Genomic DNA, 14,494 nt, shown 5'->3' with positions numbered 1-14,494 from the left:
CCCGGGTCCGCCGGGATGGATGCGGAATGCCTCACTCCGGAGTCTCCGGGCCCTTGTCCGGCCGTCGACGACGTTCTACGGACCTTGTCGAATGGGTGGCCAGAAAACCGGCAAGGGGTGATCATGAGAGTCCAGAGCGCACTTCCCATGAGGAGGCACGGGTGGCCGAGACTCTGAAGAAGGGCAGCCGGGTGACCGGCGCCGCGCGCGAGAAGCTCGCGGCTGACCTCAAGAAGAAGTACGACTCCGGTGCGAGCATCCGGGCGCTGGCCGAGGAGACCGGCCGTTCCTACGGATTCGTGCACCGGATGCTCAGCGAGTCCGGCGTGACCCTGCGCGGTCGCGGCGGTGCCACGCGGGGCAAGAAGACCGCGGCGTCCTGAGACCCAGGGCGTCCCGAGGGGCGCCACCCGGTCGGCCATCCGACCGGCCGGGTGGTTACTCTTCAGTCACTTGACTGCGGAAGTCCCCGGGAGACCCTCATGACCCTGCTCGACAAGGACGGCGTCCGACTCACCGTGGACGGTGCCGTGGCCACGGTCACGCTCGACCGCCCGGCCAAGCGCAACGCCCAGACCTTCGCGATGTGGCGTGCCCTGACCGAGGCCGGACGGCTGCTGCCCGGTGAGGTCCGCGTCGTCGTCCTGCGCGGAGAGGGGCAGTCCTTCTCCGCCGGACTCGACCGGCAGGCCTTCACCCCCGAGGGCCTCGACGGCGAGCCGTCCTTCGTCGACCTGGCGCGCGGGTCCGACGCCGAGGTCGACGCCGCCATCGCCGGCTTCCAGGAGGCGTTCACCTGGTGGCGGCGGAACGACATCGTGAGCATCGCCGCCGTCCAGGGGCACGCCGTGGGCGCGGGCTTCCAGCTCGCGCTCGCCTGCGACCTGCGGGTGTGCGCCGACGACGTGCAGTTCGCGATGCGCGAGACCGGCCTCGGACTGGTTCCCGACCTCGCCGGCACCCACCCGCTCGTCTCCCTCGTCGGGTACGCCCGCGCGCTGGAGATCTGCGCGACGGGCCGCGCGGTGCGCGCCGAGGAGGCCGAGCGGACCGGCCTGGCCAACCTCGTGGTGCCCGCCGCCGAACTCGAGGCCGCCACCGCCGACCTGGCCGCGGCGCTGCTCGCGGCCCCGCGCGACGCCGTGATCGAGACCAAGACGCTGCTGCGCGGCGCGGCGGACCGCACCTACGACGAGCAGCGCGCGGCCGAGCGCGCTGCCCAGGCGCGCAGGCTGCGCGATCTGGCCGGCATCGGCGACTGACCGCCCGTCACCCCGGATCCCGCACCACCTCCGTCACCACGACCGCGACCGTCACGGGCCCGGGCGCGCCGGCCGCCGCGGCCCGCGCCACCGCGCCGCGGACCCCGCGCGCCACGTCGAGCGCGCGGTGGTCCGCGGCGACCGCGATCTGGATGCGCACGTGGCGGCCGGGGGCCGCGCCGGTCCCGTCGCCGGGGGCGGTGTCCACGGTCCGCAGCGCCCGGGCCGCGCCCCCCAGCTCGGGTGCGAGGCGCACCACGCCCGGAACGGCCAGCGCCGCGGCGCCCACCGCGGTCCCGACCTCTCCGGTGTCCGGGGCCTCTCCGGTGTCCGGGACCTCTTGGGCGTCCGGGGCCTCCGCGGGGCGGGGCCGCTCCCGGGAGGACTCCTCGCCCGGCCCGTCCAGCAGCCCGGTGACCCGCAGGTCGACCTCCGCCACCACCAGCCCCAGGCGGTTCTCCGCCGCTTCGGCCAGGGCCGCGCGCAGGCGCTCGGCCGTCGCCGGCAGCGGCTCCTCCGTACCGGCCTCGAACTCCGCGTCGATCCGGACCGGCCCGGGCGGAAGCGCGCCGGGAGGCATCGGCACGGCCGGCTCGCCGGCCGCGCCGGGTGCGGCCGGCGCGAGCCGCAGCGCGCCCGTCCGCACCCCCGGCAGCCCGTCCGCCGCCTGCCGCAGCACACCGGCCGCGGCCCGCTCGGCGAGCCAGGTGCCGTCCTCCGCCCCACCCAGTGGGAGCAGGCGGCCGAAGCCGATCTGCCGCCGTACGGTCCGAGCCAACCGGTCCGCGACCATGGATCTGCGCTCCTCTCCCGGGATCCCGGTGTTCTACCAGGTCCCCGGTGCTCTGCCGATGCTCTGCCGATGCTCTCCGGGGTTCTCCCCCAACGGTGCCCAGCCTCCCGCGACAGGCCTCCTGCGGCCGCGTGCTTCCTCCGTGCGGCGGTACATCCGTGAGGCAAAAGGTAGCGAATGTGTCTAGCGTGGACATAGCGGCACAAATATTTCTATGCCGAAGGTAAGGGGTGACGGAGATGGCGGAGGTCACACAGCAGAACCGCTCGGGCCCTCCCGGCGGGCGGCTCGGCGAAGGGCGCGGCGCCAGCGACCCGCGCGTCCGCGGGAAGACCACGATCGCCGACGGCGTGGTGGAGAAGATCGCCGGGATGGCGGCCCGCGAGGTCGACGGCGTCCACGCGATGGGCGCCGGCATGAGCCGGACCTTCGGCGCGGTGCGCGACCGCGTACCCGGCGGCTCGTCCGTCACGCGGGGAGTGAAGGTCGAGGTCGGTGAGACCCAGGCGGCGATCGACCTGGACATCGTGGTCGAGTACGGGGTGTCGATCACCGATGTGGCGAACGACGTGCGCGAGAACGTCATCGGCGCGATCGAGCGGATGGCCGGGCTGGAGGTCGTCGAGGTCAACGTCACGGTCGACGACGTCAAGCTGCCCGACGAGGGGGACGAGGAGGAGCAGTCGCCCGAGAGGCCGCGGCTGCAGTAGGGCGCCGCGGACCGCAGGGGTCCGGCGGAGCATGGAGCTAAGGAGCGCACGATGAGCATGGCCGCAGTCGGCTTGGTCGCAGGCATGGCGCTGGGCTTCGCCGGATACTTCGGCGGTTTCGGGGCTTTCCTCCTGGTGGCGGCGCTGGGCGCGGTCGGCTTCGTCGCCGGCCGGGTCTTCGACGGCGATCTGGAACCGGGGCAGCTCTTCCGCGCCGGTGGCCGCGGGCGGCGGTGACCGGTGGCACAGGAGTTCCGCACCGCCCGGACGTCCTGGGTGCCCGCCGCCGAGCGGGGGGCGACGAGGATCGCCGACCGGGTCGTCGCCAAGATCGCCGCGCGGGCCGCCCGCGAGGCACTGGAGGATGCGCCGGAGGAGGCGTCCGGGGCGCCGCGCGTGCGGAGGGAACCGCGGGCGACGATCGCCGTCCGCCGCCCTCCCGACCGGAACGGGCTGAACGGCGAGGCCCGGGTGGTGGTCGCCGTCGAGCTCCCCTACCCCTGCGACATCGGCGCGCGGTGCGGCACGGTGCGCAAGCGGGTCGTCTCACGGGTGCGGGAACTGGCCGGTGTGGCGGTCAGACAGGTGACCGTCGAGGTGACGCGGCTGCACACGGGCCCGCCCGGCGGCCGGGACGGAGGAAGGGTGCGGTGAGGGCACGATGAGTCATGACGCCCAGCGGCAGCCGGCCCCGGAGAGCGCCGTCGGCACGGCCCCGGACGACGGGGAGCCGCCCTCCTCGGAGGCCTCCGCCGCGGACCGCCGACCGGACGGCGGGGGAGGGAGCGGGGGAGACGGGGGAGGCGGGAGCACCCGGCGCTTCTGGTCGGCGCGGCGCGTGCCCGCCGCGATCGCGGCGCTGGTCCTCACCGTCGCGGCGGCCGTGCTGCTGTACGAGGCCGTCGCCGCGAGTACCGGCGAGCCCCCCTCCGCGTGGCGGCGCGAGATCACCGGCGACCTGGCCGCCCGGCCGCTCGACGACCCCTGGGCGATCGCCGGCGCGGTGCTCGCGGTCCTGCTGGGACTGTGGCTGGTGGTGCTGGCGGTCACCCCCGGACTGCGCGGCCTGCTGCCGATGAGCGGTGGCGCCTCCGGCGGGATCCGGGTGCGCGCGGGTCTGGAGCGGTCCGCCGCCGAGGCGGTGCTGCACGACCGGCTGCTGGACGTGCCCGGGGTGCGGTCGGCCCGGGTGAAGGCCGGACGGCGCCGGGTCAGGGCACGGGCACAGGCGCACTTCCGGTCCCTGGACGAGGTGCGGGGAGATCTGGAGAGAGCGCTGGAGGACGGCGTGCGGCAGCTCGGGCTCGCCCGGAGCGTGCGGCGATCGGTCCGGGTGCGGCGCCCGACCAAGGGCTGAGGAAGGGACGAGGTGGGCCGGATGCTCACGGTGGTGAACCGGGTCCTGCTGGGACTGCTGGGGCTGGCGCTGCTGATGCTGGGGGTGGCGGCCCTGCTGGGCGGACTCGACCTCCAGCGGCGCTGGGGCTTCGACCTGCCCTCGGGGTGGCCCTGGAGCGGGCCGGACGAGGTGCTGCTCGGCCGGGGGGAACCCGCCTGGTGGCAGGAGGCGGACTGGTGGCGGTGGCTCCTGGCGATCGGTGTGCCGGCCGCCGTGCTCCTGCTCGCCCTGTGGTGGCTGGTGGCCCAGCTCTGGCGGCAGCGGCCGGACATGGTGCTGGTCGACAGCGGCGACGGCTACGGCGCCCTGGTCGGGACGCGGACGCTGGAGGACGCCGTGACCGACGAGGCCGGGGCCCTGCCGGGCGCGGAACGGGCCCGGGTGAGGATGGGCCGCCGCCGCACGGGGGTGCGGGCCCGGATCGCGCTGGCGGTCGCCGCCCACGCGAGCCCCGCCGAGACCCTCGCACGCCTGCGGGACGAGGCGCTGGAGCACGCCCGTGCCTCGGCGGGGCTGGACGAACTCGCGGCGGAGGTCCGGATCCGTCCGGCGCGGCACCGCGGCGGACGGACGGGCTGAGGCGCGCCTCCGCCGCCCGCACCGCCGTCCCCGCCGTCCCCGTCCTCACCGCCGTCCCCGTCCGGTGCCGGACGGGGACGGCGGCGGCGTGGTCAGAAGCCGCGGCGGGCGCCGCCGTCGACCGGGAACATCACTCCGGTGACGTACGAGGCGGCGGGGGAGAGCAGGAACGCCGCCGCCCTGCCGAACTCCTCCGGCGCGCCGTAGCGGCGCATCGGGATCGCGGCCGAGCTGCGCTCGCGGGCGGCGTCGGCGTCCCCGGTCATGGCGTCCAGGCTGCGCACCCGGTCGGTGTCGATACGGCCCGGCAGCAGCCCGATGACCCGGATGCCGCGCGGACCGAGCTCGTCCGCGAGCGACTTCGCGAAGCCCGCCAGCCCCGGCCGCAGCCCGTTGGAGACCGTCAGCCCGGGGATCGGCTCGTGCACCGAGCCGGAGAGGACGAAGCCGATCACCCCGCCCTCGCCCAGCCGCGCGGCCGCCGTGCGGGCCAGCCGCACGGCGCCGAGGAAGACCGTCTCGAACGCCGACTGCCACTGGTCGTCGGTGATCGTCTCGTAGGAGCCGGCGGGCGGTCCGCCGACGCTGATCAGCACCCCGTCCAGGCGGCCGTACCGCTCGTGGGCCGCCGTCACCAGGCGGTCGGCGGCGGTCGGGTCGGCGTTGTCCGCCACGATGCCGAGGGCGCCGTCGCCCAGCCGTCCGGCGGCCTCGGCCACCGACTCCTCGCTCCGGCCGGTGACGATCACCCTCGCGCCGTCGGCGGCCAGTTCCCGGGCGGCGGCGAAGCCCAGCCCGCGGGTGGCGCCGGTGACGAGGTACACCCTGTCCTGCAGTCCAAGATCCATGGTGCTCAGTCTGCCCGCCGGTCCGCCGTTCCGGGAGCGGAGGGGGCGAGAGCGGGCCGTCCGTCCGGCGTTCCGCCCGTGCGCCCGCCCGTGCCGGCCCCCTGCTCCGGGCGCTCCTGCCCCGGGCGCCCGGAGGCCCCCGCCAGGCGGTCCCGGCGCTCGCGGCGGACCAGGACCGCCCAGCCCACGGGGACGGCCGCGGCGAACAGCCACCACTGGAACGCGTACGCCAGATGCGGGCCGATGCCGCTGTGGTCCGGCTCGGGAAGGAGCTCGGGCTGGTCGCCGGAGGGCTCGGGCGAGGTCTTCTCCAGCGCGACGTAGCCGCCCAGGACCGGCCGGTCCAGTTCCTCGGCCATCCGCTCGCTGTCGATCAGCATCACCTGGCGGGGCGGCAGCCCCCGCTTGTCCTTGACGCCGCTGCCGGTCTCCTCGTCGGCCATCAGCCGCCCGGTCACGGTGACCTCGCCGGAGGGGGGCGCGGGCACCTCGGGGAACTTCGTCAGGTCCTCGCCGGCCGGCACCCAGCCGCGGTTGACCAGTACGGCCGTGCCGTCCTCGCGGACCAGCGGGGTCAGGACGTGGTAGCCGATCCTCCGGTCGTCCCGGCCGGTCCGCTGGCGCACGACCACCTCGCCGCCGGTGTCGTAGGCGCCCGTCGCCGTCACCCGGCGGTACCGGTCGGCGTCGGCCGGTCCGCGGCCCGGGGCGGTCAGCTCCCGCACGGGCACCGGCTCGGCGGCCAGGCTCTCGGCGACCAGCTCGTTGCGCGCGACCCGGTCCTCGTGCCGGTGCAGCTGCCAGAAGCCCAGTCTGACCATCGCCGGGATCAGCAGGATCGCGACGAGGGTGAGGATCACCCACTGCCGGGACAGCAGGAAGCGGTACGCGGAGGCGGACGGTGTGGACGGTACGGACGGCACAGTCATCGACGGTACCCCGCCGGACGTCACTCCCCGGGAGCGGGGGCCACCTCCCGCAGCAGCTGGGTGAAGGCCGCCTCGTCGATCACCGGGGTGCCGAAGGCGCGTGCCTTGGCGACCTTGGAGGTGCCGGAGTCGGGGTCGTTGGTGACCAGGAGGCTGGTGAGGCGGGAGACGCCGCTCGCGATGTGGAGCCCGGCCTCCACCGCCCGGTCTTCCAGCAGCTCCCGGTCGACGGAGGTGTCCCCGGAGATCGCCACCCGCATGCCCTGGACGAGCGGCTTGCCCGGCTCGTACCGGCCGGGGTTGGGGTGGGGGCAGGGGGGACGCTTGCGCGAGGGGCGCCAGCTCGCCGCGTAGGACCGCGGACGCGGCCCGCCGGAGGCGCCCGAGGAGGCGATGCTGTCGGTCCACTCGGTCAGCGGCTGGCAGGCCAGCAGGGGCAGGCGTATGCGGCCGGCGGCCGCCAGGTGCAGGCTCGGCCGGAACGCCTCGGCCAGCACCCGGGCGTCGTCCAGCGCGTGGTGCGCCCGCCGCTGGACGACGCCGTAGTGCGCGGCGAGGGTCTCCAGCCGGTGGTTGGCCAGCGGCAGCTCCAGCTCCTTGGACAGGGCGATGGTGCACAGCCGCTGCCGCACGGGGGCCGTCAGCCGGGCGCGGGCGTACTCGCGGGCGATCATCGACCAGTCGAAGACGGCGTTGTGCGCGACCAGCACCCGGCCCCGCAGCCGCTCGGCGAACTCCTCGGCGATCTCCGGGAAGAGGGGGGCGTCGGCCAGCATCTCGCTCGTCAGCCCGTGTATCCACGTCGGGCCCGGATCCCGCTGCGGATTGACCGGGGTGTACCAGTGGTCGACCACGTCGCCCCGCGCGTCCAGCCGGTAGACGGCCGCGGAGACTATGCGGTCGTCCCGGGCGAGCCCCGTGGTCTCCACGTCCACCACCGCGTAGGCGTCGGGGTATTCGGTGGGCCAGGCCGGGGTGCTGGGCTGCGCTGCGGGCCGCGCTTCGGCCGCCGACTGGTCATCGAGCATGGTTCCAGAGAATACGGGCCGCCACTGACACCTCCGCATCCCCGCAGGTCACTCCGGGGCGCCAGCCTGCTGACGGCTCATCTCACATACTTGCCGGTAACGGGCTCTGGCCGCGGGCCCGGGGCGGCTCTACGGTGCACGCATGCCGAGCGTGCCGAACCTCCCCGATGTCGTGCTGTGGTCCGTCCCCGCCTTCCTGCTGCTGACGGTCCTGGAGATGGTCAGCTACCGCCTGCGCCCCGAGGAGCCCGACCGCCCCGCCGCGGGGTCCACCGCCGGATATGAGGGGAAGGACGCCGCCACCAGCCTCTCCATGGGCCTGGGCAGCCTCTTCTTCGACGCCCTGTGGAAGATCCCCATCGTGGCGGTCTACTCGGCGGTCTACGGGCTGACCCCGCTGCGGATCCCCGTCGAGTGGTGGACGCTGCTGCCGATGCTCCTCGCCCAGGACTTCTTCTACTACTGGTCCCACCGCGGCCACCACGTCATCCGCATCCTGTGGGCCTGCCACGTGGTGCACCACTCCAGCCGGAAGTTCAACCTCACCACGGCGCTGCGCCAGCCCTGGACGTCCCTGACCGGATGGCCGTTCTACGTGCCGCTGATCGCCTGCGGCGTGCACCCGGCCGCGCTCGCCTTCTGCCACTCGGTCAACCTGGTCTACCAGTTCTGGATCCACACCGAGCGCATCGGCAGGCTGCCCCGGCCGGTCGAGGCCGTCTTCAACACGCCCTCGCACCACCGGGTCCACCACGCCTCCCAGGGGAGCTACCTGGACCGGAACTTCGGCGGGATCCTCATCGTGTGGGACCGGCTCTTCGGCTCCTTCGCGCCCGAGACCGAGCCGTGCGTGTACGGGCTCACCAAGAACATCGAGACCTACAACCCGCTGCGCGTGGCCACCCACGAGTACGCCGCCATCGCCCGCGACCTGCGGGCGGCGCGCGGCTGGCGCGAGGCCGCCGGGCGCCTCTTCCGCGGGCCCGGCTGGCAGCCGCAGGCCCCGGAACCCGTCCCCGCGGCCCCCGTGCCGGCCCCGGCCCCCGTGCCGGCCCCGGGCGCGGCGCGGACGGCGGAAGGGGCCGGGCCCGCCGGGCCCGGCCCCTCCGTGTCCGCCGCTCCCTGACGGGCGGCCAGGAGCGCTTCCGCAGGCGCTACTTGACGGCGTCCAGGGCGTCGACGATGCCGTGGCCGTAGAAGCCGTTGACGCGCTCGCCGCCCTCGCAGGTGGAGTCCTCGACGCCGTTGCCGTCCGGGTCGTAGGTCTCCGGGCAACCGGGGTTGTCCGCCTGCGCCTTCAGCATGAGCTGGATCATCGCCGGGCTCGCCCAGGGGTGCTCGCTCTTGAGCAGCGCCGCCACGCCCGCGACGTGCGGGCTGGCCATCGAGGTGCCCTGCAGGAAGGCGTAGGAGTCGTTGGGCATGGTCGACAGGATCCGGCCGTTCTTCGACGGGGTGTCCGGGATCTGGTACCGGTCGCCGCCCGGGGCCGCGACGTCGGCGACCCGGTGGCCGTAGCTGGAGTAGTACGACTTCAGGTCCTGCACGCCCGTGGCCGTCACCGTCACCACGCCCGGCAGCTGGGTGGGCAGGTCCAGGCACTCCGACGGGTCGACGGTGCGCTCGACCGGGACGGTGTCGTTCGGGCTGGAGTCGTCGAGGATCGCGTCGGAGGCGAGGTCGTGGTTGGAGTTGCCCGCCGAGGCGATGTGCAGCGTGCCCCTGCGCTCGGCGTAGCGCGCGGCCCGGCCGATCGCCTCCACGACCGCGCCCTGGTCGGCGTCGTCCTTGCAGTTGTACAGGTACGGGTCGACGTAGTAGCTGTTGTTGGTGATCTCCACGCCCTTGTCGGCCGCGAAGACGAACGCGCAGATCACGGCCTCCGGGTAGAAGAGGCTGGTGTCGGGCTCGCTCACCTTGATGGAGGAGACCTTCACGCCCGGCGCGACGCCCGCCACACCGATGCCGTTGCGCGCCGCGGCGATGGAGCCCGCGACGTGCGTGCCGTGGTAGTCGCCGGCGGTGTACGGGCGCCAGGCGCCCTCGCTGGTGTCGGCGACGCCGCCGACGCAGTTCGCCGACTGGCCCGCCGAGAAGTTCGGGGCCAGGTCCGGGTGGGTGTCGTCCACGCCGGTGTCGACGACCGCGACGGTGACCTTGTCGCTGCCCGGGTTCACCTTGGCGGCCTCGTCCGCGCGGATGGCGCGCAGGCCCCACAGGTCGGCCTCCATCGGCTCGCCCTCGGCGGCGGCGGTGGCCGCGCCGGTGCGGGCCTCCTCCGCCACGTACTGCGGGGCGCCGACCTCGGTCGTGCCCGCGGCCTTGAGCGGTGCGGTGCGGGTGGCGCCGGCGGAGTGCACGCCGCGCACCTCGCGCATCCGCTCCGCGAAGTCGGGGTTCGCCGAGTGGACGACGATCACACCGATCTTCTCGTGCGTGACGACGACCGTGCCGCCCGCCCTGGCTATCTCCCTCTTCACCCGCTTGACCGTGCCGGGGCTGGAGGAGGTGTTGACCACGTACGACAGCTGCTCGCCGTCGGCGGCCGCCGTGACGGCCGCCGGGGCGCCGGCTTCCTGGGCCAGCGCCGTGCCGGCGCCCGGCAGCAGGGCCAGGGACGCGGTCAGTGCCAACCCGACCGGCACCGCGATGGCGCGGCGTCGGCTGGAGGGTCTCGATGCCATGGGTTCTCCGTGTCTGTGTGAACGCAGGGGTCCGCAACTTTCCGTTCGGTTATCGGACCTGACCGTACGGATGTATGACGACGGAAGCTATCGCTCACAAGGGGGAAGCGGCAATGGTCGAACTGTCCGGACCGCGGCAGGCCCCCCGTTCCCCCCGTTCCCGGCCGGCGGCCCACCGGATGTCACGGGCGTCGCGTACGCTGCGAGGCAGACGTCCAACCGCGGGAGGGTGCTGTCGGCATGCTGCTGGACACCTACGGCCGGGTCGCCACCGATCTGCGCGTGTCGCTCACCGACCGGTGCAATCTGCGGTGCACCTACTGCATGCCGGAGGAGGGCCTCCAGTGGCTCTCCAAGCCCGAGCTGCTCACGGACGACGAGATCGTCCGCCTCGTGCGGATCGCCGTGACCCTGCTCGGCGTGGAGGAGGTCCGCTTCACCGGCGGCGAACCGCTGCTGCGCCCCGGACTGGTGGGCATCGTCGAGCGCTGCGCCGCCCTGGAGCCGCGGCCGAGGCTGTCGCTGACCACCAACGGCATCGGCCTGGAGCGCACCGCCGCCGCGCTGCGCGCGGCCGGGCTGGACCGGGTCAACGTCTCCCTCGACACCCTCGACCCCGAGGTCTTCCACCGGATGACCCGCCGCAGGCGCCACGCCGACGTCCTGGCCGGTCTGGCCGCCGCCCGCGAGGCGGGACTCACGCCGGTCAAGGTCAACGCCGTGCTGATGCCCGGACTCAACGACACCGAGGCCCCCGACCTCCTCGCCTGGGCCGTCGAGCACGGCTACGAGCTGCGCTTCATCGAGCAGATGCCGCTCGACGCCCAGCACGGCTGGCGGCGCGAGGGCATGATCACCGCGGGCGACGTCCTCGCCTCCCTGCGCACCCGCTTCTCCCTCTCGCCCGAGGGGGAGGACAGCCGGGGCTCGGCGCCCGCCGAGCGCTGGACGGTCGACGGCGGCCCGCACCGCGTCGGCGTGATCGCCTCCGTCACCCGGCCCTTCTGCCGGAGCTGCGACCGCACCCGGCTGACGGCCGACGGCCAGGTCCGCACCTGCCTGTTCGCCCGCGAGGAGTCGGACCTGCGCGGCGCGCTGCGGGCGGGCGCGGACGACGCGGAGATCGCCCGGCTGTGGAAGGCGGCGATGTGGGGCAAGAAGGCCGGCTCCGGGCTGGACGACCCGTCCTTCCTCCAGCCTGCCCGTCCCATGTCAGCGATCGGCGGCTGACCCCTCCCGGTCCTCCCCGCTCTCCCGGCCCTCCCACTCGGCGAGGGTCACCACGTCCTTCAGGAACCCCCGCACCCCCAGGAACTGCGACAGGTGCTCGCGGTGCTCCTCGCAGGCCAGCCAGGTCTTGCGGCGCTCCGGGGTGTGCAGCTTCGGGTTGTTCCAGGCCAGCACCCACACGGCGGCCTCGCGGCAGCCCTTGGCGGAGCAGACGGGAACGGCGGTGTCGGTCACGGGATCGGTCACGGTCCCATCCAAACACGGCGACGCCGGGCAGCCACGGGGGGAGCCGCCCGGCGTCGGTCTGTCGCTCCGACGGGGGATGCGGAGCGTGTACGCAGTATGGCACGTGCACCCATCGCCGGGGCACCGGAACGGCATGATTGATCTGAGGTTTTCCTGAGCTTCCCGCCGGGGCGGTTCAGCCCCGCCGCTCGGGCCCCGAGCGGCTCGGTTCCTGTCCGGGGTCCGGATGCCGGTGCTCCTCCCGGTGGCCCGGTTCCTGCTCACGGCCCGGGTCCCGCTCATGGCCCGGTTCCCGTTCGCGGCCCGGCTCCCGCCCGGGTTCCGGTACCGGTTCCGGTCCGTCCGGCTCCCACGGCCCCTGCCGTATCGTGCGCACCCGGGGCCCGGGCGCGTGCTCCTCGTCGTCCGCCGCCGGGCCCAGTGCCTGCCGCGACGGTGCGGGGACGAAGGAGTCGGGGAGACCGGGCGCGTTCTCCCGTCCCGCGTTGGCGATCACCACCGCCACGTACGGCAGGGCCGCGCCGAGCACCAGCGCGGCCACGGCCAGTGGACGCTGCACGTTCCACAGCACGACGGTCAGCAGGACCGCCGCGGTGCGCACCAGCATCGAGATCACATAGCGCCGTTCCCGGCCCCGGACGTCCTCCGCGAGGCCCTGCCGGGCTCCGGTGATCCGGAAGACCTCGGGACCGCGCTGCCTGCGCCTCACACTCACCACCCGCTCGTAAGGCCGGTACCCGGGGCTTTCCCTGTGGTTCCCGGCCTTTTCCACACTACGCCCAGACTCCGCCGCATACGACGCGGGGTAGAGGGCACTCGATGCGCCAGGGACGCCCCCACCCGTACGGTCCAACGGCCGTACGGCGGCGGTGTCCCACCGCACGAACCGAAAGCGCAGCGCACAGCGCGCGCCGCACGAGGAGGCGACATGAGCTGGTTGTGGGCGATCATCGTGGGTCTGGTCCTGGGTGTGCTGGCCCGCGCCATCCTTCCCGGCAGGCAGAACATTCCCCTGTGGCTGACCGCCATCTTCGGAATCATCGGCAGCGTCATCGGAAACGCTGTGGCCAGCGGGATCGGCGTGGGTGACACCGCGGGCATCGACTGGATCCGGCACCTGCTCCAGCTTGCCGGAGCCGTCCTGATCGTCGCGCTGGGCACCCCCCTGTACGCCAAGGTCAGGGGCGGCAGCAGGCGGACCGCCTGACGGGTCCCGCAGGACGGCGCAACCGTCACGCCGCGGAGGAAGGCCGCAGGGGCCGGCGCACACACCGTGCGCCGGCCCCTGTCGCGTACGCCGGCGGCCCGGTGGCGTCCACCGGGCGCCCGGTCAGAGCCCCCGGACCTCGGCGACCTTGCGCCCCGCCTTGAGGTAGACCGCGCCGGAGGCACCCGCCTGGGCCAGCTTCTCCGGGACGACCTCGCCCAGCGGGCGCAGCGCGTCGGCCTCCGACAGCACGACGGCCTTCTGGCCGCCGTCCGTCTCGACCATCAGCCGCAGCCCGTTCTGCTTGGCGACGCGCCGGGCGGCCGAGGCGCTCGGGGTGAACTCCAGGACGGTCGCCAGGATCGCGGCGACGCCCTTCTCCCCGTGCTCGGCCGCGTCCACCACCGGCAGGCTCTCCACGTCGGAGAAGGACTTCCTCGAGAACTGCGCGGTGAAGCCCGCACGGGCCGCCATCGCCGCCTTCACGCCGTGGATGGCGGCGACGACCTCGCCGGCCAGGACCTTCTTCAGGTCCATCGGGTGCAGCGAGCCCTCCTCGATCCGGGCGGTGACCCGGTCGATCTCGGCGTCGGTCCACTCCGTCCAGGCCCGCAGGTACGGCACCATCAGCCGGTCCGGAATCGACATGATCTTGCCGAAGACGTCGTCGGCGGAGGCGTTCAGGGCGATGTAGTTGCCCTTGGACTTCGACATCTTCGCGCCCGAGCCGTCCGTGCCCTCGATCAGCGGCATGGTGGCGATCATCTGCGGCTTCTTGCCGTAGATCTCCATCACCTTCCGGCCCATCTGCATGTTCAGCAGCTGGTCCACACCGCCCAGCTCGATGTCGGCGTCGATCTCGGCGGAGTCGATGGCCATGGCCACCGGGTAGATCAGCTCCGACATGGTCAGCCCGTGCCCGGCCGAGAGCCGGCTGCGGAAGTCCTCGCGCTGGAGCAGGGACGAGGCCGGGACCTGGGCCAGGATGCCGATCAGCTTCGGCAGGGCGATCCCGGCCAGCCACTCGCTGTTGTGCCGGAAGCGCACCCGCTCGAAGTCGAAGAACGGTTTCACCTGGTCCCGGTAGCCCGCCAGGTTCCGCGCGATGTCCTCGTCCGTCAGCGGCGGGCGCTCCGAGGAGCGGCCCGAGGGGTCGCCGATCCTGGCCGTGATGTCGCCGATGATCAGCGTGACGTCGTGGCCCATCCGCTGGAAGCGGCTCAGGACGATCATCGGCACCGTGTGGCCCAGGTGCACGTCCGCCGCCGTCGGGTCGATGCCCAGCTTGACGTTGAGACCGCGCCCGGCCTCCCGGGCGGCGCCGATCCGCTCGGCCAGCCCCTCCACCGACGGCAGCACGTCCACCGCCCGCCCGGCGATCAGCCCGGCCTGCTCCTCGGCGGACAGGTCGGTCAGGTCGAGATAACGGCGCGCGCCCGTCTCCGCGAGCAGCCGCTCGACGGTCTCGTCGGAGGAGAGGTCCTGTGCCAGCAGTTCGCCGGCACGCTGCACGGAGTCGCCGAGGCGTGTCACGTTCGTTCCCGGTGATCGAGTCGGATGGATGGACGGGTGCGGACGC

The 14,494-nt window shown here is 74.0% G+C and carries 17 protein-coding genes and 1 pseudogene; 10 read left to right on the top strand and 8 right to left on the bottom strand.

Annotated features, from left to right (window positions below; genetic code table 11):
* Positions 1 to 161: 161 nt before the first annotated feature.
* Both QC029_RS15580 and QC029_RS15575 read left to right on the top strand, forming a co-directional pair.
* The gene (locus QC029_RS15580; protein WP_177213862.1) at positions 162 to 383 is read left to right on the top strand and encodes a helix-turn-helix domain-containing protein; all 222 of its coding nucleotides are present in this window, start codon (positions 162 to 164) and stop codon (positions 381 to 383) included.
* 99 nt (positions 384 to 482) lie between these two features.
* Positions 483 to 1,262 carry an enoyl-CoA hydratase/isomerase family protein gene (locus QC029_RS15575; protein ID WP_279556256.1) on the top strand — a complete coding sequence of 260 codons (780 nt, stop codon included), beginning with the start codon at positions 483 to 485 and terminating at the stop codon, positions 1,260 to 1,262.
* A gap of 7 nt (positions 1,263 to 1,269) precedes the next feature.
* Here the strand turns inward: QC029_RS15575 and QC029_RS15570 are convergent, their stop codons facing one another.
* The gene (locus QC029_RS15570) at positions 1,270 to 2,055 is read right to left on the bottom strand and encodes a nucleopolyhedrovirus P10 family protein (RefSeq protein ID WP_279556255.1); all 786 of its coding nucleotides are present in this window, start codon (positions 2,053 to 2,055) and stop codon (positions 1,270 to 1,272) included.
* Between the two features lie 239 nt (positions 2,056 to 2,294).
* Here QC029_RS15570 and QC029_RS15565 point away from each other — a divergent pair, with 239 nt between their 5' ends.
* From QC029_RS15565 to amaP, 5 genes are read left to right on the top strand one after another with little or no spacing between them, the layout of a single operon-like run.
* Positions 2,295 to 2,765, top strand: coding sequence for an Asp23/Gls24 family envelope stress response protein (locus tag QC029_RS15565; protein WP_279556254.1), 471 nt, complete (start codon positions 2,295 to 2,297; stop codon positions 2,763 to 2,765).
* 51 nt (positions 2,766 to 2,816) lie between these two features.
* Entirely contained in the window at positions 2,817 to 3,002 is a 186-nt protein-coding gene (locus QC029_RS15560; RefSeq protein WP_279556253.1) for a hypothetical protein, read from the top strand.
* Between the two features lie 3 nt (positions 3,003 to 3,005).
* Complete coding sequence (locus QC029_RS15555) at positions 3,006 to 3,419, top strand: hypothetical protein (RefSeq protein ID WP_279556252.1); 414 nt, start codon at positions 3,006 to 3,008, stop codon at positions 3,417 to 3,419.
* A gap of 7 nt (positions 3,420 to 3,426) precedes the next feature.
* Entirely contained in the window at positions 3,427 to 4,122 is a 696-nt protein-coding gene (locus QC029_RS15550) for a DUF6286 domain-containing protein (protein WP_279556251.1), read from the top strand.
* 21 nt (positions 4,123 to 4,143) lie between these two features.
* Positions 4,144 to 4,743, top strand: coding sequence for an alkaline shock response membrane anchor protein AmaP (gene amaP, locus QC029_RS15545; RefSeq protein ID WP_279556250.1), 600 nt, complete (start codon positions 4,144 to 4,146; stop codon positions 4,741 to 4,743).
* A 92-nt stretch (positions 4,744 to 4,835) separates the two neighbouring features.
* Here amaP and QC029_RS15540 read toward each other — a convergent pair whose 3' ends face one another.
* Genes QC029_RS15540 through QC029_RS15530 form a run of 3 tightly spaced genes read right to left on the bottom strand, consistent with a single transcriptional unit; the run spans position 4,836 to position 7,548 of the window.
* A complete protein-coding gene (locus tag QC029_RS15540; RefSeq protein WP_279556249.1) occupies positions 4,836 to 5,591 on the bottom strand; it encodes an SDR family oxidoreductase in 756 nt (251 codons plus the stop codon).
* A gap of 5 nt (positions 5,592 to 5,596) precedes the next feature.
* Positions 5,597 to 6,520, bottom strand: coding sequence for an SURF1 family protein (locus QC029_RS15535; protein WP_279556248.1), 924 nt, complete (start codon positions 6,518 to 6,520; stop codon positions 5,597 to 5,599).
* A 20-nt stretch (positions 6,521 to 6,540) separates the two neighbouring features.
* Entirely contained in the window at positions 6,541 to 7,548 is a 1,008-nt protein-coding gene (locus QC029_RS15530) for a DEDDh family exonuclease (RefSeq protein ID WP_279556247.1), read from the bottom strand.
* A 142-nt stretch (positions 7,549 to 7,690) separates the two neighbouring features.
* Here QC029_RS15530 and QC029_RS15525 point away from each other — a divergent pair, with 142 nt between their 5' ends.
* The gene (locus QC029_RS15525) at positions 7,691 to 8,674 is read left to right on the top strand and encodes a sterol desaturase family protein (RefSeq protein WP_279556246.1); all 984 of its coding nucleotides are present in this window, start codon (positions 7,691 to 7,693) and stop codon (positions 8,672 to 8,674) included.
* 28 nt (positions 8,675 to 8,702) lie between these two features.
* On the opposite strand, the gene QC029_RS15520 is transcribed toward QC029_RS15525, so the two are convergent.
* Positions 8,703 to 10,232 carry a S8 family serine peptidase gene (locus QC029_RS15520; protein WP_279556245.1) on the bottom strand — a complete coding sequence of 510 codons (1,530 nt, stop codon included), beginning with the start codon at positions 10,230 to 10,232 and terminating at the stop codon, positions 8,703 to 8,705.
* 240 nt (positions 10,233 to 10,472) lie between these two features.
* On the opposite strand from QC029_RS15520, the gene moaA reads away from it, so the two are divergent.
* Positions 10,473 to 11,462, top strand: a complete 990-nt coding sequence (gene moaA, locus QC029_RS15515) for a GTP 3',8-cyclase MoaA (protein WP_279556244.1) — start codon at positions 10,473 to 10,475, stop codon at positions 11,460 to 11,462.
* On the opposite strand, the gene QC029_RS15510 is transcribed toward moaA, so the two are convergent.
* Together QC029_RS15510 and QC029_RS15505 are read right to left on the bottom strand one after the other, a co-directional pair.
* On the bottom strand, positions 11,445 to 11,708 hold the full coding sequence (locus QC029_RS15510) for a hypothetical protein (RefSeq protein ID WP_279556243.1): 264 nt from the start codon (positions 11,706 to 11,708) through the stop codon (positions 11,445 to 11,447). The two genes, moaA and QC029_RS15510, sit on opposite strands and share 18 nt — an antisense overlap.
* Positions 11,709 to 12,135: 427 nt before the next feature.
* Positions 12,136 to 12,417, bottom strand: a pseudogene (locus QC029_RS15505) (DUF3099 domain-containing protein); the annotation flags it as partial.
* A 219-nt stretch (positions 12,418 to 12,636) separates the two neighbouring features.
* On the opposite strand from QC029_RS15505, the gene QC029_RS15500 reads away from it, so the two are divergent.
* Positions 12,637 to 12,915: a GlsB/YeaQ/YmgE family stress response membrane protein gene (locus tag QC029_RS15500; RefSeq protein WP_279556242.1), complete on the top strand. Its 279-nt coding sequence runs from the start codon at positions 12,637 to 12,639 to the stop codon at positions 12,913 to 12,915.
* 123 nt (positions 12,916 to 13,038) lie between these two features.
* Here the strand turns inward: QC029_RS15500 and tyrS are convergent, their stop codons facing one another.
* The gene (tyrS, locus tag QC029_RS15495; RefSeq protein ID WP_279556241.1) at positions 13,039 to 14,448 is read right to left on the bottom strand and encodes a tyrosine--tRNA ligase; all 1,410 of its coding nucleotides are present in this window, start codon (positions 14,446 to 14,448) and stop codon (positions 13,039 to 13,041) included.
* Between the last annotated feature and the right edge of the window lie 46 nt (positions 14,449 to 14,494).

This window comes from Streptomyces sp. DH37, from assembly GCF_029813835.1.
GTDB lineage: Bacteria > Actinomycetota > Actinomycetes > Streptomycetales > Streptomycetaceae > Streptomyces.
Note: the sequence above shows the minus strand (reverse complement) of the source record. Positions and strands in the feature narration are given on the sequence as shown.

Coding starts and splice junctions, on each gene's coding strand:
- QC029_RS15575 (WP_279556256.1), top strand. CDS start 483: ATGACCCTGCTCGACAAGGACGGCGTCCGACTCACCGTGGACGGTGCC.
- QC029_RS15570 (WP_279556255.1), bottom strand. CDS start 2,055: ATGGTCGCGGACCGGTTGGCTCGGACCGTACGGCGGCAGATCGGCTTC.
- QC029_RS15565 (WP_279556254.1), top strand. CDS start 2,295: ATGGCGGAGGTCACACAGCAGAACCGCTCGGGCCCTCCCGGCGGGCGG.
- QC029_RS15560 (WP_279556253.1), top strand. CDS start 2,817: ATGAGCATGGCCGCAGTCGGCTTGGTCGCAGGCATGGCGCTGGGCTTC.
- QC029_RS15550 (WP_279556251.1), top strand. CDS start 3,427: ATGAGTCATGACGCCCAGCGGCAGCCGGCCCCGGAGAGCGCCGTCGGC.
- amaP (WP_279556250.1), top strand. CDS start 4,144: ATGCTCACGGTGGTGAACCGGGTCCTGCTGGGACTGCTGGGGCTGGCG.
- QC029_RS15540 (WP_279556249.1), bottom strand. CDS start 5,591: ATGGATCTTGGACTGCAGGACAGGGTGTACCTCGTCACCGGCGCCACC.
- QC029_RS15535 (WP_279556248.1), bottom strand. CDS start 6,520: ATGACTGTGCCGTCCGTACCGTCCACACCGTCCGCCTCCGCGTACCGC.
- QC029_RS15530 (WP_279556247.1), bottom strand. CDS start 7,548: ATGCTCGATGACCAGTCGGCGGCCGAAGCGCGGCCCGCAGCGCAGCCC.
- QC029_RS15525 (WP_279556246.1), top strand. CDS start 7,691: ATGCCGAGCGTGCCGAACCTCCCCGATGTCGTGCTGTGGTCCGTCCCC.
- QC029_RS15520 (WP_279556245.1), bottom strand. CDS start 10,232: ATGGCATCGAGACCCTCCAGCCGACGCCGCGCCATCGCGGTGCCGGTC.
- moaA (WP_279556244.1), top strand. CDS start 10,473: ATGCTGCTGGACACCTACGGCCGGGTCGCCACCGATCTGCGCGTGTCG.
- QC029_RS15500 (WP_279556242.1), top strand. CDS start 12,637: ATGAGCTGGTTGTGGGCGATCATCGTGGGTCTGGTCCTGGGTGTGCTG.